This is a genomic window from Neobacillus sp. S1115 (assembly GCF_055385565.1).
The window spans coordinates 3,713,651-3,735,150 of record NZ_AP038275.1; the positions used below are offsets into that span (position 1 = coordinate 3,713,651).

General features: G+C 38.0%; 22 protein-coding genes. 6 read left to right on the top strand and 16 right to left on the bottom strand.

What is annotated here, in order from left to right; all coding sequences use genetic code 11:
• Positions 1-105: 105 nt before the first annotated feature.
• Positions 106-4,275 carry a 5'-nucleotidase C-terminal domain-containing protein gene (locus ACZ5B7_RS17935; protein WP_464490406.1) on the bottom strand — a complete coding sequence of 1,390 codons (4,170 nt, stop codon included), beginning with the start codon at positions 4,273-4,275 and terminating at the stop codon, positions 106-108.
• A gap of 539 nt (positions 4,276-4,814) precedes the next feature.
• Between ACZ5B7_RS17935 and ACZ5B7_RS17940 the strand changes: the two genes are divergently transcribed.
• On the top strand, positions 4,815-5,396 hold the full coding sequence (locus ACZ5B7_RS17940; RefSeq protein ID WP_464494517.1) for an NAD(P)-dependent oxidoreductase: 582 nt from the start codon (positions 4,815-4,817) through the stop codon (positions 5,394-5,396).
• Between the two features lie 87 nt (positions 5,397-5,483).
• Here ACZ5B7_RS17940 and ACZ5B7_RS17945 read toward each other — a convergent pair whose 3' ends face one another.
• From ACZ5B7_RS17945 to ACZ5B7_RS17990, 10 genes are all read right to left on the bottom strand, one after another.
• Positions 5,484-5,855: a hypothetical protein gene (locus tag ACZ5B7_RS17945; RefSeq protein WP_464490407.1), complete on the bottom strand. Its 372-nt coding sequence runs from the start codon at positions 5,853-5,855 to the stop codon at positions 5,484-5,486.
• A gap of 75 nt (positions 5,856-5,930) precedes the next feature.
• Entirely contained in the window at positions 5,931-6,155 is a 225-nt protein-coding gene (locus ACZ5B7_RS17950) for a helix-turn-helix domain-containing protein (RefSeq protein WP_464490408.1), read from the bottom strand.
• 10 nt (positions 6,156-6,165) lie between these two features.
• Positions 6,166-6,648, bottom strand: a complete 483-nt coding sequence (locus ACZ5B7_RS17955) for a DUF2975 domain-containing protein (RefSeq protein ID WP_464490409.1) — start codon at positions 6,646-6,648, stop codon at positions 6,166-6,168.
• A 159-nt stretch (positions 6,649-6,807) separates the two neighbouring features.
• Positions 6,808-8,103, bottom strand: coding sequence for a WD40/YVTN/BNR-like repeat-containing protein (locus tag ACZ5B7_RS17960; protein WP_464490410.1), 1,296 nt, complete (start codon positions 8,101-8,103; stop codon positions 6,808-6,810).
• Positions 8,104-8,133: 30 nt separating this feature from the next.
• Complete coding sequence (locus ACZ5B7_RS17965; RefSeq protein WP_464490411.1) at positions 8,134-9,114, bottom strand: hypothetical protein; 981 nt, start codon at positions 9,112-9,114, stop codon at positions 8,134-8,136.
• A gap of 322 nt (positions 9,115-9,436) precedes the next feature.
• Positions 9,437-10,087 (bottom strand): FusB/FusC family EF-G-binding protein, encoded by a 651-nt coding sequence (locus ACZ5B7_RS17970; protein ID WP_464490412.1) that lies wholly within the window; start codon positions 10,085-10,087, stop codon positions 9,437-9,439.
• A 144-nt stretch (positions 10,088-10,231) separates the two neighbouring features.
• The gene (locus ACZ5B7_RS17975; RefSeq protein WP_464490413.1) at positions 10,232-10,501 is read right to left on the bottom strand and encodes a CD3324 family protein; all 270 of its coding nucleotides are present in this window, start codon (positions 10,499-10,501) and stop codon (positions 10,232-10,234) included.
• Between the two features lie 194 nt (positions 10,502-10,695).
• On the bottom strand, positions 10,696-11,175 hold the full coding sequence (locus ACZ5B7_RS17980; RefSeq protein WP_464490414.1) for a GNAT family N-acetyltransferase: 480 nt from the start codon (positions 11,173-11,175) through the stop codon (positions 10,696-10,698).
• Between the two features lie 98 nt (positions 11,176-11,273).
• Positions 11,274-11,462: a dihydrofolate reductase family protein gene (locus ACZ5B7_RS17985; RefSeq protein WP_464490415.1), complete on the bottom strand. Its 189-nt coding sequence runs from the start codon at positions 11,460-11,462 to the stop codon at positions 11,274-11,276.
• Positions 11,446-12,213, bottom strand: coding sequence for a TSUP family transporter (locus ACZ5B7_RS17990; RefSeq protein ID WP_464490416.1), 768 nt, complete (start codon positions 12,211-12,213; stop codon positions 11,446-11,448). Before ACZ5B7_RS17990 ends, ACZ5B7_RS17985 begins: the two co-directional genes overlap by 17 nt.
• Positions 12,214-12,324: 111 nt before the next feature.
• Between ACZ5B7_RS17990 and ACZ5B7_RS17995 the strand changes: the two genes are divergently transcribed.
• Together ACZ5B7_RS17995 and ACZ5B7_RS18000 are read left to right on the top strand one after the other, a co-directional pair.
• Entirely contained in the window at positions 12,325-13,113 is a 789-nt protein-coding gene (locus ACZ5B7_RS17995) for a TrmB family transcriptional regulator (protein WP_464490417.1), read from the top strand.
• Positions 13,114-13,278: 165 nt separating this feature from the next.
• Positions 13,279-13,962: a hypothetical protein gene (locus ACZ5B7_RS18000; RefSeq protein WP_464490418.1), complete on the top strand. Its 684-nt coding sequence runs from the start codon at positions 13,279-13,281 to the stop codon at positions 13,960-13,962.
• Positions 13,963-14,468: 506 nt separating this feature from the next.
• Here the strand turns inward: ACZ5B7_RS18000 and ACZ5B7_RS18005 are convergent.
• Entirely contained in the window at positions 14,469-14,567 is a 99-nt protein-coding gene (locus tag ACZ5B7_RS18005) for a putative holin-like toxin (protein WP_378582383.1), read from the bottom strand.
• 231 nt (positions 14,568-14,798) lie between these two features.
• Entirely contained in the window at positions 14,799-15,992 is a 1,194-nt protein-coding gene (norA, locus tag ACZ5B7_RS18010; protein WP_464490419.1) for a multidrug efflux MFS transporter NorA, read from the bottom strand.
• A 120-nt stretch (positions 15,993-16,112) separates the two neighbouring features.
• On the opposite strand from norA, the gene ACZ5B7_RS18015 reads away from it, so the two are divergent.
• On the top strand, positions 16,113-16,967 hold the full coding sequence (locus tag ACZ5B7_RS18015; protein WP_464490420.1) for a MerR family transcriptional regulator: 855 nt from the start codon (positions 16,113-16,115) through the stop codon (positions 16,965-16,967).
• Positions 16,951-17,394, top strand: a complete 444-nt coding sequence (locus ACZ5B7_RS18020; protein WP_464494518.1) for a YaiI/YqxD family protein — start codon at positions 16,951-16,953, stop codon at positions 17,392-17,394. Before ACZ5B7_RS18015 ends, ACZ5B7_RS18020 begins: the two co-directional genes overlap by 17 nt.
• Positions 17,395-17,476: 82 nt before the next feature.
• On the opposite strand, the gene ACZ5B7_RS18025 is transcribed toward ACZ5B7_RS18020, so the two are convergent.
• Positions 17,477-17,953, bottom strand: a complete 477-nt coding sequence (locus ACZ5B7_RS18025) for a hypothetical protein (protein ID WP_464490421.1) — start codon at positions 17,951-17,953, stop codon at positions 17,477-17,479.
• A 120-nt stretch (positions 17,954-18,073) separates the two neighbouring features.
• Between ACZ5B7_RS18025 and ACZ5B7_RS18030 the strand changes: the two genes are divergently transcribed.
• A complete protein-coding gene (locus tag ACZ5B7_RS18030) occupies positions 18,074-18,916 on the top strand; it encodes a S1C family serine protease (RefSeq protein ID WP_464490422.1) in 843 nt (280 codons plus the stop codon).
• A 532-nt stretch (positions 18,917-19,448) separates the two neighbouring features.
• On the opposite strand, the gene ACZ5B7_RS18035 is transcribed toward ACZ5B7_RS18030, so the two are convergent.
• Entirely contained in the window at positions 19,449-20,240 is a 792-nt protein-coding gene (locus tag ACZ5B7_RS18035; RefSeq protein WP_464490423.1) for a TerC family protein, read from the bottom strand.
• A gap of 197 nt (positions 20,241-20,437) precedes the next feature.
• The gene (locus tag ACZ5B7_RS18040) at positions 20,438-21,487 is read right to left on the bottom strand and encodes a DUF3231 family protein (RefSeq protein WP_464490424.1); all 1,050 of its coding nucleotides are present in this window, start codon (positions 21,485-21,487) and stop codon (positions 20,438-20,440) included.
• Between the last annotated feature and the right edge of the window lie 13 nt (positions 21,488-21,500).

Sequence of the window (21,500 nt, forward strand, 5' to 3'; positions counted from 1 at the left end):
GCTTTCCTTTTTGATAACTAACTTCAGTAATCCTTTTTGAAACACGAGAACCGTCCCCATGCATCAATTAAGGCAGGCTGCCCAAAGGGCAGCCTGCCTTCTCGCTTACTTCTTGTTTTTCTTTAATACGTCAACAACAGTTTCCATACTAACATTGCCAGCCGCATCTGTGGCCGTCACCGTTAAAACATTCTTGTGTTTTTGTTTTGGTACATATACCGTAAACTTACCGTTAGCATCTGCTATTGCTGTACCTATCTCCGCCGTGCCCATTATTACCTTAACACTTGCACCCGCTTCTGTTGTTCCTGTGATTATCGTATCATTATGAATGACAGGGTCGACCTGTGGGGCATCAGGTGCGGTTACATCCCTAACTATCACAACTGTCGCTTTACTTACATTGCCAGCCGCATCTGTGGCCGTAACAGCTAATTCAGTTCCAGCAGCTTGTTTCGCAATCTCAATGACAAAGCTGCCGTCCTCTAATGCTGTACTTGATCCAAGAACGGTTCCACCAGCAGACACTGCAACAGTTGAACCTGCTTCTGCCTTACCTGTTACTTTAGTCGATTGGTCAGAAACTTCGTTTACAAAAGGAGCCTCTGGAGCTACGCTGTCCGCAACTTCTTGTACGATTCTACCTTCAATCATTGGTGAAACAGGATTGAACTTTTCTAAATAGGAAGTAAATACTTCAAAGTCCACAATATATAACTCTGTGATACGTCCTTCGTCCTTGGCGGTTTTAAACATGCCGTATCCATCGCCGCCGTCCGCAGTGAAGGCATTCGTCGCTATTCGATACGTTTTATCCAGTTGGAGTTCTTCATAGCCATCAGCTGTTAAAGCCTCCACATACCAGACTCGTTCACCAATTGGTTTCGCTGGATCATACTTGAACTTTAACCCTGATACCTGCATGAATCCACCTGCACCAGGAGCGCTCACACTGTGCTCTAATGCAGCAAGAATTTCTTTACCTGTTAGATCTAGAGTGACCAGGCTGTTGCCGAATGGTAATACCGTTAACACTTCTCCTAATGTGATATCTCCTTGATCAATGGAGGCACGGATTCCACCGCCATTTTGCATAGCGATATACGTTGGGATGAACTCATTTGCTTTAGCGGCCATTCCGTCTGCAATTAAGTTTCCTAGGTTCGTTTCCTTGCTGCGCACATCAGTACGTTCGCCATTTAATGCAACAGATGTACTTCCTACCACGTGTTTTTGTAGGTCTGTTAACGGAGCTTTATACTCCTCCACCTTCGCTTTTGCAGCAGCATCCTCTGTATACTTACTTAAATCCTTCAGTTCACCGCTGTAATCAGAAATCACACCATTTTCGTCGAATATTACATCAACAACACCAAGGTATTTTAAATACTCATTAGCTTGGACAATTAGTGTCGGCTCCGCTTTTTCTACAACAACTGGAGTATCCAGCTTAGTATGGGAATGCCCGCCAACAATGACGTCAATCCCGTCAACCTTTTCGGCTAAATCCAAATCTGGTTGATAGCCTAAGTGGGATAAGGCAATAATTTTGTTTACACCTTGTGCTTCAAGCATTTCGACCGTCTCATTGGCTTTTTCTACTGCATTTTCAAAAGCAATGTCGTCTCCAGGATTCGCCAGGAATGTTGTATCTTCTGTTGTTAATCCAAAGATCCCTACCTCTTCTCCATCCACTTCTTTAATAATGGCAGGGAAGATTTCTCCTTGTTCATTCGTTCCACCAATTGAGTTATTGAATAGTGGCCCTAGTTCAGGATCCTTTGTCATGTTTACGTTGGAAGACACAATTGGGAACTCTGCCTGCTTGATAAAGTTCGCAAGAGTGGCCGAATCTTTATCAAACTCATGATTACCGAGAGTCATAGCATCATAGCCTAGTTGATTCATAAAATACAAGTCTGCCAGCCCTAGATACTGTCTAAAATATAATGTTCCTGAGAACACATCCCCTGCATGAAGCAACAGGGAATTTTCCTTCTCGGAACGCACTTCGTTCACAGCCGTAATCAGTCGTGGAAATTGCTCTACATAAGCATGTGTATCGTTTGTATGAAGAAGTGACAGCGAAAATGGTCCTTTTTCTACGGCTAAAACTAACTGTGCAACTAATGCATCATGATCACTAGCGCGTCCATGTTCTTCCATATACGGTGAGTTAAAGTTCACGATATCCAATTTAGCTGTTTTAGCTAAATTATTGGATACTAAAATATGATCCAACACTTGGGCATTTCCTTGATAGTTGTATGTGTATCTCTCAGAAGCAGGCAGTGTTTCCACTAAGTTCGTTAAGTCATCACCTTTTAATACCGCTAATGGTGCAGAAAACTCAAAATCGTTTAAGTCGCCTAATACGACTACATTTGCGTCTTCATTCTTTTCTTTGATGTCCGAGACAAAGTTATTTACGATCGTTGCAATTTGCACACGCTGTGCTTCACTTTCAAGGTATGGTGGTTGATTTTTTCCAAATAACGGCTGATCTCCGCCTTTTGAGTTGAAGTGATTGTTAATGACAATTACTTCTTCGCCGTGGAAAGTAAACTCCGCTGCAAGTGGCTTACGGCTGCTGTTAAATGCAGCATTTGTTGGGTCGATACGGCCAGGGTTTAATGTAAGAGAACCATTTTCGTAAGCGACAGCCGTTGTGGCATCTCCCTTTGGTGCATTATTCAACGTCACACGCTCAGGATTGTATAAATATCCTACGCGAATATTTCCACCCGGCACCCCACCGTCTTTCCCGTTCACTGGAGCGATTTCTGTCCAAGCATAGGTTGGTCCACCAAAGCCTTTGATGGCATCACTTAATGCCTTATAGTTTGCATCAGCTTTGACAACACCGTTATTCGTTTCCCCACTTTCGTCAAGTACCTCAACAAGACCAATGATATCGGGAGATCCTAAGTTCTCGACCATTGATTTTGCCAGCTTATCGCGCTTGGCAGTGTCTGTTGCTACAAAGTTTTCGATATTGTAGCCTGCGATGGTTAGTTTGTCTTCTTCTTTTTGAATAGTTGTTACTTCATTAGTTCTTGGACGCTCTACTAGGTTAGGCAAATCTGCTGCTTTTGTTAGAATCTTAAAGTTACTAAACGTATAGCTGACCACTCCTGTGACAGTTCCATCAAAAGTGTCTCCCGCTTTCGTTACAAACTCGCGGTCATCAAGCTGAAGAAGCATTTTCTCAGGATTTTGATTTTCTTTTGTTAAAAGCGGAGTTCCTTCTTTTGTATATTCTTTTCCATCCACTTGACCCGTAATGACAGGTACTTCTCCATATTTCTGTGGTCCTGTTATAGTTGGATTTTCAATGGAAACAAGCATACCTTCAAGGCTTTCATAAAAATCAATGCCATCTTCTGCCGGGTCAAACGTTCCAAATTGATCGTTATCGATGACAGAAGTTGGCGGTATCGCGTCCTTACCGATGACGATTGGAGCCGGAAGCTGATTACCACTAGAAACCTTAGTAACCTTACCTGATTGGGCATTGATTTCGGTCATCGCTAAATCGGTTTGCAGCTTTTCTGCATATCCATCTAGCACCCACTCTTTTACAAGTCCCGTAACGGTTACGCTATCCCCCACTGCCACACCATGGGATGGCTTGTAGACAAGGACCCCTTCTGATGTATTTGAGTAGTTGTCTGGGTTTGGATCTTGCATGTAAAAATTGCTGCCGTCTACTACATAGGTTACAATCCCAGGCACATCTACGACATTTTTATCTTTATAGGGTGAGGTATGTGATTGACCTTGAATGTTGCGAATTTTTAAGCCTGTTTCGCCATCTCCAGGTTCATCTGGAGGTGGTGTTGTAGTGCCGTCAAACGAGATGGCTGTTGGAGATTTTAGGCCAGGTACTGAAAAATAAACTTCGAGTGAACCTGTAACAAAAACCTTTTTACCTACGATCGAGGGATTTGTAAATAATCCAAAGGTTGCACGGAAACTACTAGGGATTTGAACGGGTAATATTTTCGTTGCGTCTCTTTCGGTTGGGCTATCTGCTATAGCGAAGTTATAATCATCTCTAAATGGGGCCTCAAAATCATATGTAGCTTTCCCACCACTGCCACCTGTCGTATAAGCTACAATATAACCTGTCACAGTGGCTGTCCCTGAATTATTCGCAATTGCCTGAGCAACCGTTATAGGTTCAGCCGCTTGTGCTCGAAATGGGAGAACCATGCTAATCAACATGACAAACATTGTCGTTATCGCAAATAGCTGTTTTCTAAGCCTCTCCACGTGTGTTCCTCCTTTTCATCTTTTTAATTTTTACCCTCTATTAAGTAGTACCTCCAATTAATCATCCAAATCTATGAATTTGTCCTCCTTTCCCTTAGTTGGAAGTACTAGGGGTATACCAACACCTTATCATTTCATCTAGTTAATTCTTTTTGTTTAACGAAAATTTAACCATCACAATACAAGACATTAACATTTTTTACATACTATGGAATTTTCTAACTTTAAACTATTATAATATTTATTGATTGTTCATTAATGAGAACTAATACCCATACCAATCTTCTTATATCGACATATCAGCTGGGATATCAATTTTAAAACATACTTTCACTCAAAAAAAAACGACTGCATAAACCATCGTTCAACCTAAATACAGTGGAATTGTATTTTGTGCACTAATTGACTTCTCCCCATGGATAAATCCAAGGGGTTTTACGCCACGTTTTGATAATTTTATAGTAAAATATTCATATTGTGCAAAATGGAGGCTCCTTCTTATGAATATTTTAATTTTAGGTGCAACTGGATGAGTTGGAATTAAAATAGTTACATATGCCCTTCATGACAAACATCATGTTACTGTATTAGTTCGCACCCCAGAGAAGATTCAAATAAATAATGAAAGTTTAACAATACTTCAAGGCAACGTTTTAAATAAAGATGATATCGTACGGGCAATGCATGGCATGGATGTAGTTATTAGTGCACTAAATACTGATGGGACAACCACTCTAACAGAAAGCATGCCACTAATGATCGAAGCAATGGAAAACGAAGGTATCCAACGAATTATAACTATAGGAACTGCAGGTATCCTGCAAAGTAGAACCACCCCGCATTTACTTCGTTATCAGTCAACTGAATCAAAGCGTAAATCAGTCCGTGCAGCGATTGAACATCATAAGGTTTACGAGATGCTTCAACAATCCTCTCTCGATTGGACGATTGTCTGTCCTACGTATTTGCCTGATGGCGAACGTATAGGTAAATGCCGTGTAGAACGTAATTTTTTGCCGGAGGGTGGAGCAGAAATATCCGTGCCTGATACAGCCGAATTTGCATTTAGCCAGATCAAAAACAGCGATTATATAAAATCACGTGTAGGGATTGCCTACTAACAATATTCTCATACTGTAACCTACGCCAATTAGCCCATTAAAAAAAGGCTGCACTTTTGCAGCCGATCCTTTTGGGAAAGCGTAGGTCTAAATTATATCTTGAATCTCTCTTATAGACATAACTTCAATGTCTGTACAGTAAAAATGCAAGCTATCTTCTTCATAGTCGATCACTTCAAATTTCTTATTCTCCCAGCCCCTATCCCTTATATCAAAAATCTCGATTGACATTTGATGATAGACACCCCCACTCTCAAATTTGATTCTATTAGGGTTGTTGAAGCGAAAGCAGGCAATATATTGCTTGTCTTGATCCTTAATAATAAAATCGATGTCGAGTAAACAATTGTCTTTAAAAGACCTATTTTGAAAGTTCAAAACGAAGCCGACAATAAACTCTATCTTTTGTAATGAAAAATCTTTTATTTTCTCATTTATAAGGCTAATATTTTTAATCAATTTGAATCACTCCAAATATAACCTTTTGATGTCATAGAAATAATTCTTTTCCTAACAGTGTTAAATTGTCCCACTTTATTTACCTTGGGTGTCTTCATCAGCTCGGTATTCTAAAATATCTCCAGGCTGACAATCTAAAGCCTTACAAATTGCCTCTAAGGTTGAAAAACGAATCGCTTTTGCCTTTCCATTTTTCAATATAGAAAGGTTCGCCATTGTGATTCCAACCCTCTCCGAAAGTTCTGTCACACTCATTTTCCTTTTAGCCAGCATCACATCAATATTGATTATAATCGCCATTGTTCTCACCTCAGACCGTTAAATCATTTTCAGATTTTATATCAATCGCCTCTTTTAAAAGCTTTTGGAGAACAGCAGCAAAAACGGCAATCACGATGGAAGCAAAGGGAACAAGTAATCCGACAAAGATGACACCAGGGGCGTCGTCTTTCTCTGCAAAAATATAAAAGAGCGGCAGGACCAGCACATGCAAGGCACTGATGATGACGGCACAGTATTTAATTTTCTTTAATGCAATTACAGAAATTTCCGAAAAGGCTTCATTTTTGTCGATATAGCGTAGAAGTTTGAAAGCCTGATACAACGCAAAGTAAAAAGGAATTGCTGATGCATAAAAAATGATGGAAACGATGTATTTAATAAAAGAAAACTGTGGAAGCAGTTTGGCTGCAAAATCCCCTAACTCAGGCACCAAAAAGATGCATATAGCGAGAACTGGGATTCCCATCAGAATAACAGTTAACTTTAAAAAGAGAGTTGATCCTCTTTTCATGAAAAGCACCTCACTTATTTATTGTCAATTTGAATTTAACACAACATTTATCGTTTTTCAATAAATATTTATTTTAATTTATAATGTTTTTATTGTCTAATTAATAATTTCAGACAAAACAAAAAGCATTCCTCCATACAAAGAAATGCTCTTGAAAACTTATTTCGCACGAAGCACGCCCTCTGGATCGACCAAACCGGCAAAGGACCATGTTTTGCCAGTATCCTGTGAGGTAAACTTTGCCAATACCTTGCCGCCCAAATAATCCCCTTGTGGACCTTGATTCACCAACAAAGTTCCTTCCGTTCCTTGGAAGGTAGGAATCTCTGCTATTGTGAAGTAGCCCTGATATTCTTCCGGTATCGGAACCTCTACACGTTCCCAGTTTGCCCCGCCATCGATTGTTCGATATAAATTGGGAATTGGGGGTTGTGACTCATATCGTAATTCACCAAAGGAGATAAATCCTAATTGGTCGTTAATAAAACCCCCGTCCGTTACTAAGGAATAGACGTCTTTCACCGGTCCAACGTTATACCAGTTCTCTCCGCCATCGTTGGTTTTAAAAATAAAGTGTGCCTCCCAACTCATCGTTTTATCACCTGTCACGATGAGATAACCATCCTTGTCCGATGTGAACCCCAGTATTCGCAGCCTTAATGAAGGCAGTTGGTCCGAAACCAACACCTCATCCCAGGATTTCCCTTTATCCCTACTAACCAGGACCGTCGTCAACCCTTTGTTAAGTACAAATGCTGTTATCTCCGGTGTAATCACATAGCTGCCATCCAACAATTTTTGATCCGTACTGCCTAATAAATCTTCAACCGCAATAGGAACTACTTTCCAACTTTTACCGCTATTATAAGTGACCCTTAGCTTATCATCCTTAATCTCATAATTTATTTTTTTCGATGGCTCTTCAACTCCGGCATTCTTTCGATATTCTTCCATCGTTTCAACAGGTGGCAGCCCAATTTGTGTATCGGTTGTCCTTTCAATATTGGTTAATGTATACGTTAAATTTTCTTCCTTTTTAATGCTTAGTTTCCAAACGATATTAGGAACGACTCGGGTCTCCTGCATCTTTCCCCAACCGTAATCAATTTTTTGTGTTCCTTCAGGTAACTGAACTTGAAAAACGACGGCCGCAATAAAATAGTTCTCATCTCCCGATAACTTGGTAAATCTAGTAAAGCTCTTATTGGTAATCGCTCCTTCACTCACTAACTGATTCATGAAATCAAACCAGATTCGGTAAGCAATCGTTTCTGGTTTTTGATCACTTTCTTCTACCTGAACTGTGTAAGGGAGTTTACTGTTTATATCTACCTTTTTTACTTCAACTGGTTTCCTATTGGGATTTTCATGAATCCCATTAAACATTTGAAAGATAATGAAGATAACAATTAATATGGAACTAAAAAGGATTAACCTACTTTTCGTTTTTTTCAATGGAATTCATCCTTCATTCAAAATATAAACTTATTCTTCACGAAAAAATGGTTTATATATATAACGCTGTGGAGTAATCATATCCTCCTTGCCTGGAATGTATAAGGAGATGGTTGGTCCTGAGTTTCCTGGGTCAGCTATGGAAGGAATAGCCTTGCCTTTTTCATCTATATAGTGAATCCCATCCCTAGTAATCCCCCAGTTTCTTATTCCTTTATACAGGACAGCATAATGCCCTTCATTCCACCGTTTTACTTCCTCTTTAACGGGTATCCATTTCAGCATATTGATGACGATCGATAAATCATTGTTCGGATCATAAACCGTTGTTCCTTCCCCATTCCAATCTTGTTTATGGATCTTTTCCTTATTGTCCTTTGTTTTATCAAAATAGATTAAATATCCTGATTGTAGCTTCCGATTTTGGTCAAACCCGTAAAGATACATATAAATCTCTGTGATCGTCCCATCCTTATCAAATTCTATTTTTAAGTCATTGGTCATTAAATACGGTTCAAGTTCCATCTTCGTATTTACAGAATCTAATATTCCCTCTAGCTTTGTTGTATAAAAATTATTATTCTCTAACTTTACAAGCGTTTCTGTTCTCAACTCCTGGATTTTCCAGGCTAATGCCCCGTTAAAATTGACAGCGTTTGATCCAACATAATATCCTCCAACCATCGTAACCAGTGAATAGAGAAAAACTGTCCATTTCCAAAAGTTTGGATGAACAGGCTTAAAAATTTTAAAATATTCGTTTATCTCTCTTTTCACTAGCTTACGATAGGTAACAAAAATATGGATAAACATTAATAATAGCAGAAAGCTGATTCCTAAAAAAATCGGAATATTCGTTTTCAATTGTCCTATTTTTGTAATGGTGTACAGAATTCTCCACCACATGACATAAAGTAGAAGGATAAACAAACTGCTTTTATTTCCAAAAAATAAATATCGCAATATCAGTCGTCGATATAATTTTTTTGTTAATTTATTTTCATTTACCATTCATATAACCCCTTTGGTCAAATTGCATCCTGTTTCAAATCCTCCACTATCTATCATATTAAAATAATACCTATTCCAATATATAGAAGGCAAAATAAAAATACTGTATCCCTTTAAGGAAGACAGTATTTTTGAATTTATGAATATAATCATAAATATTTTAGTTATAGAGGCAATCTCGCCATTTTGCAATAGGGATGCAGGAGAAGGTTATCGAGGTGACCTTATACCACCTGAAGCGTACTAGACCACCCCGGTAGTATACTTTTATCGTATTACTCTTTATCTGTTTGTGAAGAAACTAATATTTAATAGTCAAGTTTCACATCCCTTGTGAGTCTTTTAGAAAAGTTGTTAAATATCCAACATTGGTTATTTTTTTATTGCATTCTAAGCTATCGGCACAAATGAGATTTCCGATGGACTTGTAATAATCTGGGTTCTTTGATTTTTTCGCTTTTGTTACGGTGGAAAAATAGGCAACCTCTCCAAAACAATTGCAGAAGGAACAAAGATTTTTTTTACTAGTCGGTGCAAATTCGCATTCAATGCCGACCAATTTCCCCTCAAGTTCATATACTATAAATTTTTTATTGGATCTTAGGTCGTTCCAGCTTAAATAGGTCAGCTGGTTGTGGTCGATAATTGATAAATCAGGCATTTTTAATTTTTTATGTTTCGGAAACATTTTTTTCAATTGCTGTTCGGTGATTCTTGGAAAGGGCAGCAAATAGTCTGAAAGATGCTGGATATATTGCTCATACTCTTTATCTGTTTTTAGTCTCGAAAGATCTAACATTTCTTGTTGTTCCGAAGATGCATTTGGAAATAGGTCGGAAATTTTGGCATTGGCTAAGTCAATCACAGCAGTCAAAACGTTTTGAGGTACGTTCTTTTTGGTGCTGTCCTTAATGACAGCAATCTGTTTTTTTATAAAATTTAATTGTTCATTTTTAATAAATTTTTCGGTCATTTCTCGTATCTCCATTCATTTTGCTGAAGTCTCTTTACACTTATTATAAAAAATAAATGGAACTTCAAAAATGGATAAAATGACTTAGAAACGTTTTTTACATAAGAACAGCACTGATGAAGGATTATCACCAGTGCTGTTCTCCTACTTTTTATGTGAATAAACAATTTTCTTAATCGTTTCAGGTGAAAGATAATACTCCTCAGCCAGTTGCTGGATGCTGCTGCCACTAATAAATGAATTTCTAATGGCGGTATTTCGGCGGTCAAGCAGCCGTCTTCCTCCACTTGAAGTACCCCATTTCCGATACTCCGTTTCCTGTTTAGGAATATAAAGAGTTTCCCCCTGAATATATTTTTGGATTTCCACAATCAGCTTTCCGGGTAAAACTTTGTTTGCATTAATATACTTCAATTTTGCTCGCCCCTTATTTGATTTTGATTAAAATAAGGTGCAAAGCCAAAATATTAGAAATGCTTATTCAGCGATAAAATTAAATGTTTCGCCCCATGCAAAGTATCGCCTTTCCAATAATTGGCTTTGCATGAGTGAAAGAAGTACCAGACAATCTAACGTGATTCTCCATTTGTACGCACCCCCTTTAAAATTTAATTATAGCGCAATTCAATGATCTCATCTCGCCTTTTTAATTCCCATTTTAACATATCATTCACTGTTCCAATTTTATTCATCTTCAACTTCTCTAACACTCTAATGGATGGAATATTATCATGTAGGCACTCAGCAACTACTTTATCTACATGATCATTCGTAAATGCCCATTTAATAATTTCATTTACGGCTTCAGTTGTATAACCTTTGTTTCGTGCTGAGGGGATCATTCCATATCCTACTTCGACCGTATTTTCTGAATTAGGTTTACCTTTAAATCCGATATCACCAATAATCGTATTGTTTTCTTTATTGATAACTAGCCAAACACCCCAACCAAATTGAGTAGAATCCTCTTTAAGTTTCTCCAAAAACATCTTTATATGAGGGCCTATTTTGTAATCTTCTAGTGAAATTGTTGATAATAATTCATCTGTGCAAGGAACAATTTTTAGTCTTTCTGTCTCTAATTCCATCTTCATACTCCTCGTAGATTATAATAACTAATGGATTTTTCTAAATATTTTCTATAAAACTCTATCATTTCCTTTAAATTCTCGAGATTAAATTTTATTTATCTTTCACTAAACCCCAGTTGTGAAATAATAGAGATTCCTTTCCCCAAAAAAATCGGTGCAATGGCTAATTGGATTTCATCAATTAAATTTTCTTTAAAAAATTCACGACCAATAACAAAAGATGCCCAAAAATACTGTCCCCCTTTAAGGAAGACAGTATTTTTGAAGTTAATGAAGATAATCATATATATTTTTCGCTAGCAACAAGCAGGTAACGGCAATAAATAGTGCACGAACATAGCTGCTTCCTTTTTTGATTGCAAATTTCGAGCCACAAATGGCACCTGCAAGCTGTGCCACTCCCATGATTAATCCATACGTGTAATTTACTTGTCCTAGAAACATGAACATCAATAATGCGGCAATATTACTGCCAAAGTTTAAAAATTTTGCGTTCCCCGCAGCTTTTAAAAAATCAAAACCAACCAATAAAAAAGAAAAAATTAAAAATGAGCCTGTCCCAGGACCTAGGAATCCATCATAGAAACCAATTGAAAAAATGGCAATCGTAAAAATAATGAAGTGCTGAATGGACAATTTCTTTGGGGTTGAAATACTGCCCCAATCTTTCTTGAAAATCGTATAAATAGCAACAGCGGCGAGCATGACCAACATTAATGGCTTAAGCACTTCAGGATTTATCAAATGAACCGTCCACGCTCCAAGCATCGAACCAATAAAAGTGAGCGGAAATAATTTATAAACTGACTTTATATCAAGTTTACCTGATCGATAAAACATAAATGTACTCGTTAAAGAACCGATCGTCGATGCTAGTTTATTGGTCGCTACTGCTCCTGCCGGATTCAGCCCTGTAAATAATAGTGCAGGTAATGCAATCAGGCCGCCGCCACCGACAACCGAATCAATAAAAGATGCTAAAAATCCAAAAAGAATCAAAATAATTAATAACGTTGGGTCTAAGTCAAGATGCATTTCATTCAACCTTCCTTATAGTCACTACTAAAATAGTAACTAATCAATTGCTTATTGTAAATAGGTATTGTAAATTTGAAATATAGGAAAGAAAATTGGAGGACGTAAAAAGTGGACGACATTGTGCAACGGCTCAAAAAATTAGGTTTTAACGAATACGAAGCTAAATCTTATTTATCTCTTGTAAAACAAGGCCCTGTCACAGCCTACCAAGTCAGTAAAGAGTCAGGTGTTCCAAGAGCACGAATTTATGAAGTGTTAAGTAATCTTGTTGAAAAAGGGATTGTCTTGAAGGAAGAAATTAATGATACCACTCGTTATTCCCCATTGCCCGTTGGAATTTTTTTGCAGAAAGCTCAATCAGAGTGGCAAGCGACTTATACAGAAATAAGTGATTCATTAAGAAATTTAGAAACTTCTGCGGAAAAAACAGACAATCGAGTCATTACTTTAAAGGACTATCAAACCATTATTAGCTATTGTCAGACATTAATAAAAAAAGCAAACAGCCGTATTGTTATTTCGATGTGGGACGATATGTATGAGATGTTGAAAGAGGAACTGGCTGAGGCTGCGTCTCATAACGTCACTATGCAAGGTATTACCATACATGTTGAAAATCCTATTAAAAATCTAGAAGTCCATCGCATCACAACTTTTACTGAAACTCCTTCTACAGAGCGTTGGTTTATTTTATCCATAGATTCTAAAGAGATGATTTATGGACCATCCATTGAGGAGCGTAGTGTTGCTTTTTATACAGATGACCCTGTCCATATTTACTTATTAGAGGATTATGTGTGGCACGATGTGCTAGTAAACCGGCTTGTCCGACGCAGCCAAGACGATCTGGACAATTGGATTACCACTGAGCGGAAAGCCTTCTTTAAGGAAAAATAAAAATGGGGAATGCCCCTTTCCTCAAAGAAATAGGCGATCAATCACTTATCATTAAGAAAATACATCCAACACGACTGGCAATGAAATAAGCTGCAATATTACTATAAATAAATCATTCACATAATGCGAATAATGATAAAAAATGTGTACAAAGAGGGTTTTTTATTGAAAAAGCTTACGCTTCTATCTCTTATTTGTATCATGTTACTTACCGCATTGGAGAAGCCGCCAAAAGTCGTGCTATTTTTACGACCAATCGTAAGTGGACTCTCAGAACATACTAATGTCCCACTCTTATTGCCCACCTATTGGAAAGGGCAAAAGACAAAAAAACATACGTCTGTTATTGTTAAAGCTTATGAAAATGGGTACACGATTTATTTTGTATCCACGGATAAACCTTATCGAGCAAATGATCCGGCGATATATCATCCACCTGAATCTAATCGAGTCGGAGAATTAACCGGAAATGTTGGAACTATGATACCTGGCGAACGAATGAGTGGTTTAGTATTTTACAAAAAGAAGGACGGCGCCAAATTATGGATACAGCCTTGGATTAGATCGGTCATTTACGCAAAGCGCGGACCGTGGGCTATGCATTTTGATGGGGATAACGGAGATGAGCCGTATCAGCAGGCAGATGACTTGTTTGAAGCGATGAAGAAAGTCAATTGGCTAAAAAACAAAGGCATTCGTGAAGGCTATATCTACGTTATTGGCACGAGGCTTGATGCATATACAAACATTGCTTGGGATTCAGGTGATGGATTTGTTTATAAATTTTTTTATAAAGGTCCCATTAAGGATGCGGTAAAAATAGTCGATAACCTAAAAAATGTTGAGTGAGCAGTGAGCAACCTTAAGCGGAGAATTTCCGGTTAAATGCAGAATGAAGCTTGTTTCGAGGGAAATAAGGGAAGTTTTTCCGTTTATGCGTAGCAAAATCCCCATTTTTGAATTTTTCGAGTCAATAGGCGGAATCTCTCCGTCTATTTCAGCCTTTTTTAATATAAATTACTAATTTAGCGGAATTTTTCCGTCTATTTATCAGCTCGGTTGCTTAACCTAATCCCCAAAAGATAAGTGAGGACCCTCTTGATTCTGGATACGGAATTAGCATAGAGGCTTTGCCTTTCCAAATCCGGGAACCCCCACAGATCCTCTTTTTATTTGTAAAATACCAATTTATTGCATATAATAAGGGTATAAAGCATAGCATAAAAAAGGGATACTAGCGCCAACTAGCATCCCTAATATACAGCCACACTGCATGAAGTGCAGTGACCGCCAAGCTATATTATGAGCAAAGAAGTAACCATTACCCTTTTACACTGGCAGATGCGGGGGGAAGGTTACTTCTTTTTGAAGAGAGCGATTAACACTGAGATAAATGTTAGAATAAACATTCCAAATCCAAACATCAGAGTCATTGCTTCAACAAAAGTAACCATCAGCGGCCTCACCCCCCTTCAGAGGAAGTCGGTTAATACCACCACCTTCCACAAAAGAAAGTTCACGGCCACTGCTCACCCCGCTATGCAGCTGTACACTTTTATTATATCATTCGCCCCTACCCAGCCACAATTTTTATCATGATGTATAAGTTTTTTGAACTTTGTCTTTCATGATGAATGCCTCAATTCTATATAGCTACAACCGAAAACAAAATAATTTACACATGATTAATTAGCCACCCTAGCCTTCACTTCTTTTGAAGAATTATTGGCTTGCTTCTTCCAAAATAATGTAAGAACTATTCCCAGTGATAAGATCAACGTCGCAAAATAGTATGGGTAGTTGATATCTATATCAAATAAGATCCCCCCTAGAATAGGTCCACTTATGTTCGCTAAACTTGTATACATAGAGTTCATTCCACCAACAAAACCTTGTTCGTTCCCGGCGATATTTGAAAGGTATGAAGTAACTGCTGGACGGAATAAATCGAATCCTACAAAAACCAGAAATGTAACAAGTAATATAGAGAAATAGGAATGAACAACCGTCATTAAAAAGACAAGTATGGCTGATAAAATGAGGCTATATTGAATCAGTTTAATTTCACCCCAGATTCGTGTTAGCCTATCAAATAATACGACTTGTGAAACTGCACCAAGGACAGCACCGCCCGTGATGACTATTGCAATATCGGATGGTTTAAACTGAAATTTGTGGTCCACAAATAGACTAAAGAACGATTCAAAAGCCGCTAAACCAAATGAGGCAATAAAAATTAACAGAAAAGCAAGGAAATATTTTGGGTCAATCATACGTTTGAAACCAACCTTACCCTCTGTGACGTGTTTTTGATTATCTTCATTACGATTCGGCTCAGATAATAAAAGGATAGAGAGTATAGCCGCAATTGTACCAAGTGCTCCTGCAAAGAAGAATGGAATACGTGTTCCAAATTCCGCTAAAAATCCACCAATGCCGGGCCCAATAATAAATCCTGTACTAATTGCAGCAGACATATAACCTAGTGCCTTTGGGCGGGTATCCAAATTTGTAATATCAGCAATAAAAGCTGTCACAGCTGGCATGATGAACGCAGCACTAATTCCGCCTAAAAGACGAGAAATCATTAGCATTTGAATGTCTTTGCCGATCCCAAATAAAAATTCCGAAACGCCAAAAATAAATAAGCCACTTACAATCATCATTTTCCGTCCCCAAATGTCTGCTGCTTTCCCTGCAAATGGCGAAACAATCAATTGAGCAATGGCAAATGCCGCTGTTAAATATCCAACTGTTGTTCCAGTTATGTCTAATTCATTCATCAACTTCGGTAAGACTGGAATGACAAGACCAATTCCCAAAAAGGCGATGAATAAATTCATTAATAATAATCCTAAGGTGACTTTATTATTCTTCATTTTTTACATTCTCCTTAACAAAACTACCTACTGCAATCCACTTCATTTTGTTTATCATTTGTTTACAATTTCCATCCTAGTGTATATAGTTACTATATAGTCAAGGGCGGTGTGTAAAAAATGGATAAAAAAAATGGCAAGTATTTAACTAGTGGGGAATTTGCGAAGCTTTGTAAAGTAAACAAACAGACACTCTTTTATTATGATCAAATTGGACTTTTGTCTCCCCTATGGAAAAATGAAAAAGGCTATCGTTATTATTCAATACACCAGATAGAGCTATTCTTTGTTATTGATTTATTAAAGGATCTTGGCATGTCGCTAAATGATATACAACAATACATGAATCATAAATCGCCTGAAAGTTTTTTATCGTTAATGTATCAACAAAAACAAGAGATTGTTAAAAAGCGTCAAGAGATTGAAATGAAGGAAAAAATGATCGATGCAAAAATAGCCATCATGGAAGAAGCGTCGCACCTTGATTTTCAACAAATGACGCTTAAACAATTACCAGAAGCAACACTTTATCTAAGTAGAAACATTGAAAATATAACGGATGAAGAATTTGTAGAGGTTATTTCAGATTTTATAAATGAATTGAACATAGCTCATCTTGATTCAGGGTATCCAATTGGTGGTATAACAAAACGGGAGCATGTAATGAAGGGAGAATTCTCTAATTATAGCTACTTATATATTGAGCAGCCCCATCCAAAGGTTGGATATCCCTATTTCCAGGCTGTGAAAGGTGATTTTCTTATTGGGTATCATATTGGGGATGAGAAAACATTACATAAAACCTATAAGCGGCTTTTTTCAGAAATGGAGCGTTTAAATTTAGCCTTAGGAGAGTATGTTTTTGAAGAGTATATTTATGATACAGTTGTCATGAATCATAAGGAACATTATGTGACCAAAATTATGGTACAAGTGGAACAAAACTCTGGAGGATATGATGAAAATTTATGTTGATGCAGATGCTTGTCCGGTAAAAGATATTATTATTTCAGAAGGTACGAAGGCTGATATTCCTGTGATCCTTGTTACGAGCTTTTCACATTATTCTAATGCGGAACAACCTGCAGGTGTGGAAACCATTTATGTTGATTCTGGAGCAGACGCTGCGGATTATCGGATTATGAAGTTAGCAGAAAAAGGAGATATCATTGTTACGCAAGATTATGGTCTTGCTTCACTAGGTTTAGCAAAAGAGTGTACAGTCCTTCACCATACTGGGTATAGCTATACAAATGAAAATATTGACCAATTACTTCAAGCACGTTATTTAAGTGCAATGGCTCGAAAAAGCGGAAAGCGTACAAAGGGGCCAAAACCTTTTACATCTGAAGATCGAGAGAAATTTAGAGTGCTTTTTAAAAATGTGATTTCACAATATTAAGGAACCATCCGTGAAAGGACAACAGTTTCATTACGACTGTTGTCCTTTCACATTTGTTCCATTATTTCAAGTTTTCAGCTGGTCATATCCCAAAAATGCTATCAAGAACGGATAATGGAGTTTCGTATTTATGGCCAAAATCCCTTCCGGTGTAATAAAATACAGGTTTTTTTAGGTCATTGGTTAATGATTTTTCTTTTTCCAATTCCTTTTCCAGCTGGTCCAACGAATCTACCATTTGGCCAATACCACCTGGCTTTCTTTCGCCAATTAACTTCACGGTTACAGAGGCAATCTGCTCTTTTCCTCTCATGATAAAAATATCCCGGCCGCCGTCCGAAAAAGCTTTTAGATGAAGGTCATCGAAAGAAACTCTAACCTTATCGTTCTTTTTTCGAATCACAAAGCCCCTTTCACGAAAATAATCCTCAAAGCTATCTAAAAATTCCTGAACCTTGCTGTGTAACCCAGGTTCAACAATGGTTTGGAATAACTCCTGATTTTGTTCCTTTACACGGTTTAAATCGACTTTTACGTCTTCGATTTCTTTCCTATTCATGTTCATTCTCCTTGTTCTTTACATTCCAATCTATTGTATCGTGAAACCATTCTTAATGCCATTTTTCATATGCAAACCGCTATAATAGGAATATACCGAACCTTTTTTTGGAGGATCCACATGGACAAGGAAAATCAGGATTTTCATGAAGAACAGCTGGATTGGGAAGCTTTTTTAACTGAGGAAGAAGCAAAGGAATGGGAAAAGGATAAAGTAAAGCGGAAAAAGCGAAAAAAAATTGCTGCTAAAATCGTAAGTTTACTAGTTGTTTTCGCCATGTTAATCAGCGGATTAGGGATGTGGTTTGATGTTTTTAATCTGCCTGCCATTCGCTTTGTCAAGGTGTCCAATCAGCTTTCGAAGAAACCGGAAGTGAAAGAATACAAAAAAGCAGTCGTTACACTGGAATGGGACGGTGTCAAAGGAACAGGCTTTAATGTCAATCAAGATGGGTTAATTGTCACCAATGAACATGTTGTTGATAAAACAAATCGAGTGAATGTGCATTTTAGCAACGGGGACTCTTATCCAGGCAAGGTAGTTGCAAAGCGGCCGGAATGGGATCTTGCCATTGTAAGCATTGAGAAGGCGAAAAACCTACCCGTCCTAGCGGTTGCTGCTAATGAGCATTGGGAGAAATGGGCAGGCGAGAAAATACTTTTTATCGGCAACCCGTTAGCTTTTACACAGATTGCCAATGAAGGAACCTTCATAAGCCCGGTTCTCGTGAACGGATTGGATATTCCAGTTATGATGATTGAGGCGCCGATCTATAAAGGAAATAGCGGTAGTCCATTAATTAATCAGGATGGCAAAGTTATCGGAGTCATTTTTGCGACATTGCAAAACCCGGAAATTGACACCAAAGAAATCATTGGTGCAGCCGTTCCCTCCTATTACATTCAGCAGATTCTTGAAGAAATAAATAAAGCCAAGAAGCCAGCGAGCGATTCTGAAGGTTAAAAAATGTCTCACCAGAACCGTCCAAGATTACAGAAAAACACCCCTAACTTGGCATGTTAAGACTAGACTGCCTCGTACGAGGGAGAAAATGTCTTTTATCCGGCTTCTTAAAGACAAAACTGCACCGGTTGATGGCAAAAATGTCTTTTATCCGGCTTCTTAAAGACAAAACTGAGTCGGCTGTTGGCAAAAATGTCTTTTATCCAGCTTCTTAAAGACAAAACCGCACCGGTTGATGGCAAAAATGTCTTTTATCTAACTTTTTCAGTGGTCTCGAACCGTCCCCGTGCCCCTCAGTATCAACTTAGACGTCCTACAACTCACTAGATGGTTTTGTTCTAAGGTTGCTCTACTTCGGACATTTTCCCCTCTTTTTCAAGCGGTTTTGTCCGAAGGTTACTCTACTTCGGACACTTCCTTCTCTTTTTCAAGCGGTTTTGTCCGAAGGTTGCTCTGCTTCGGACATTTTCCCCTCTTTTTCAAGCGGTTTTGTCCTAAGGTTACACTGATTTCGGACGCTTCCTCCTCTTTATCAACGTTCTGGTTCGTTGCGCGCGTTCGTCGCCTGTAATGATTTTTTTCCAGAAGCAAACCAACCAATTAAGGCTATAGCGACTAATACTCCATAAAAAATCAGAGTCCAAGCTGTACTATGTGGAAAGTCATGATTTAGGATACCAATATCCTCATGAGCTAGAGTGATTACAGCCAGTTTGACACCAACCCAGGCAACAATTGCATAGGCTGTGGTTTCCAAGGCTGGACGTTTTTCAAGAAGTTGCACAAACCAGGTTGCTGCAAACTTAATCAAGATCAGGCCAGCAACACCTCCAATAAGAACAACTAAGAACTGTCCTCCATCCATCCCTCCGAAATTGTCTAGAGGTGAATCTGGTAGACCCAGTGCAAGAGCCACCGCAGCTAGAATCGAATCTATAGCAAAAGCGAGGTCAGCTATTGCAATCTTCGCTACTGTTGGCCCAAAACCTTTGCCTGCGGATTCCTTTGCATCGTCCTTGTGGATATTCTCATTTTCTTTGCCGAATCGTGCTTGAATGATGTGCTTTAATCCTAGGTAAAGAAGATAAATTGCACCTATTGCCTGTATCTGCCAGACATTTGCAATAAATGAAATTGCAAAAAGTGCAGCAAATCGAAAAGCGAATGCTAAGATGATTCCGTAATTTATAGCTCTTTTTTTCTGATTTTCGGGTAAATGTCTAGCTATAACTGCGAGCACTAGAGCATTGTCAGCTGATAACAATCCTTCTAATCCTATTAGAATTAACAATGCCCAAGCGTATTCTAACCATATTGAATCCACCCTTTCTCTCCTTTCATTATTATTTGTTCATGTATCAATATGATAAATGGCATATCAAACAACAGTACTTACTAGTTTACATTCCTGTTTGTCATTCATAAATATCGGGTTTGAGCGGTTGGCCGTGGGATGGATAAAGTAAAATAAAGTTACCTCACGATGCACCAAAAATGAAAGAGTGCTTGATGAAATAGCAGCTAAACCCTGTCATACGCTGTTGGCGGTGATTCCAACCAACCCTTATCAATTAAGATATTCATACCGTCGTCAACAAATAAGCCTATGTTTATTAGAGTTCTTGCATACAACACATCTATATCTCTTCTTGCCGTTACCGCCAGTGAGTTTCCGAATGACCTAATCTTCATTGCAAACATGTCCACTTTATGAAACAGCATTATTTTATCGGAAAAAGGAGGATATGTAGATGATGTTACCAAATGATTTAGGTACGCAGGTGATGGTAAGTGTTCAACGTGAAGTTTTTCCTGATATTGCTTTACCGCTTTATCAGTCATGTTTAAACCTCGTTTAAATAAAGCCTTTATCTTTTCATCTTGAACTATCTGATGAAATCCCAATAATAATGCCAAACTTGTTGTGTTATTCTCAATGTTATCCCAAAGATGGATGATTTCTAATGCCTGTAATGGTCGGACATCACCAATAAAGCCATTTAAGTAACTTTGTTTATCAATTTTTTCTATACCAACCGGTGTAGGAATGATGGGAGGTTCTGCAATGAACTTTTTTCCCATTAAAACATCATTAACTTGCCCTAATAGGACGGTAGTACATTGATTACAATAAACAAAAAACTCCCTTATATCCTCCCTCATTACTAATGGAACTGCAACTGCATAAAGGCTCAAACCTGCCTTAGCAGCATATTTTAAATAGTGAACATAAAATTCATCTGCGTATAAACGGGGGGCACCAAGATTTACATCATCTTTAGTAAATCCATTTGGGATCGGAAAATTTTCGTTATTAAAAAATCCTTCTATCCTCTGCATGAAATCCTTTGATAAAGCTAAACCATTTTCCAATAGCACCCTAATATCTTCATCGTCACAATGTTGATGGAAATAACTTAAGATTTGAATGGACATACTGTTACCCATATAGGTAGCCCAAAGTTTACCAACTTCAAAAGTCGTTAAAGGATTTGTCTTATCTAATATTTTGGGATTTAAATTTAGTGGTTTCATTACATTCATTGGATTTAAATCTTTATCCGTGGTCATCACTAATCTCCTT

Coding starts and splice junctions, on each gene's coding strand:
- norA (WP_464490419.1), bottom strand. CDS start 15,992: ATGAAGAATAATAAAGTCACCTTAGGATTATTATTAATGAATTTATTC.
- ACZ5B7_RS17955 (WP_464490409.1), bottom strand. CDS start 6,648: ATGAAAAGAGGATCAACTCTCTTTTTAAAGTTAACTGTTATTCTGATG.
- ACZ5B7_RS17980 (WP_464490414.1), bottom strand. CDS start 11,175: ATGGAATTAGAGACAGAAAGACTAAAAATTGTTCCTTGCACAGATGAA.
- ACZ5B7_RS18020 (WP_464494518.1), top strand. CDS start 16,951: ATGAAAATTTATGTTGATGCAGATGCTTGTCCGGTAAAAGATATTATT.
- ACZ5B7_RS17950 (WP_464490408.1), bottom strand. CDS start 6,155: ATGGCGATTATAATCAATATTGATGTGATGCTGGCTAAAAGGAAAATG.
- ACZ5B7_RS18015 (WP_464490420.1), top strand. CDS start 16,113: ATGGATAAAAAAAATGGCAAGTATTTAACTAGTGGGGAATTTGCGAAG.
- ACZ5B7_RS17985 (WP_464490415.1), bottom strand. CDS start 11,462: ATGATTATCTTCATTAACTTCAAAAATACTGTCTTCCTTAAAGGGGGA.
- ACZ5B7_RS18030 (WP_464490422.1), top strand. CDS start 18,074: ATGGACAAGGAAAATCAGGATTTTCATGAAGAACAGCTGGATTGGGAA.
- ACZ5B7_RS18040 (WP_464490424.1), bottom strand. CDS start 21,487: ATGACCACGGATAAAGATTTAAATCCAATGAATGTAATGAAACCACTA.
- ACZ5B7_RS17990 (WP_464490416.1), bottom strand. CDS start 12,213: ATGCATCTTGACTTAGACCCAACGTTATTAATTATTTTGATTCTTTTT.
- ACZ5B7_RS18025 (WP_464490421.1), bottom strand. CDS start 17,953: ATGAATAGGAAAGAAATCGAAGACGTAAAAGTCGATTTAAACCGTGTA.
- ACZ5B7_RS17970 (WP_464490412.1), bottom strand. CDS start 10,087: ATGACCGAAAAATTTATTAAAAATGAACAATTAAATTTTATAAAAAAA.
- ACZ5B7_RS18005 (WP_378582383.1), bottom strand. CDS start 14,567: ATGGTTACTTTTGTTGAAGCAATGACTCTGATGTTTGGATTTGGAATG.
- ACZ5B7_RS17965 (WP_464490411.1), bottom strand. CDS start 9,114: ATGGTAAATGAAAATAAATTAACAAAAAAATTATATCGACGACTGATA.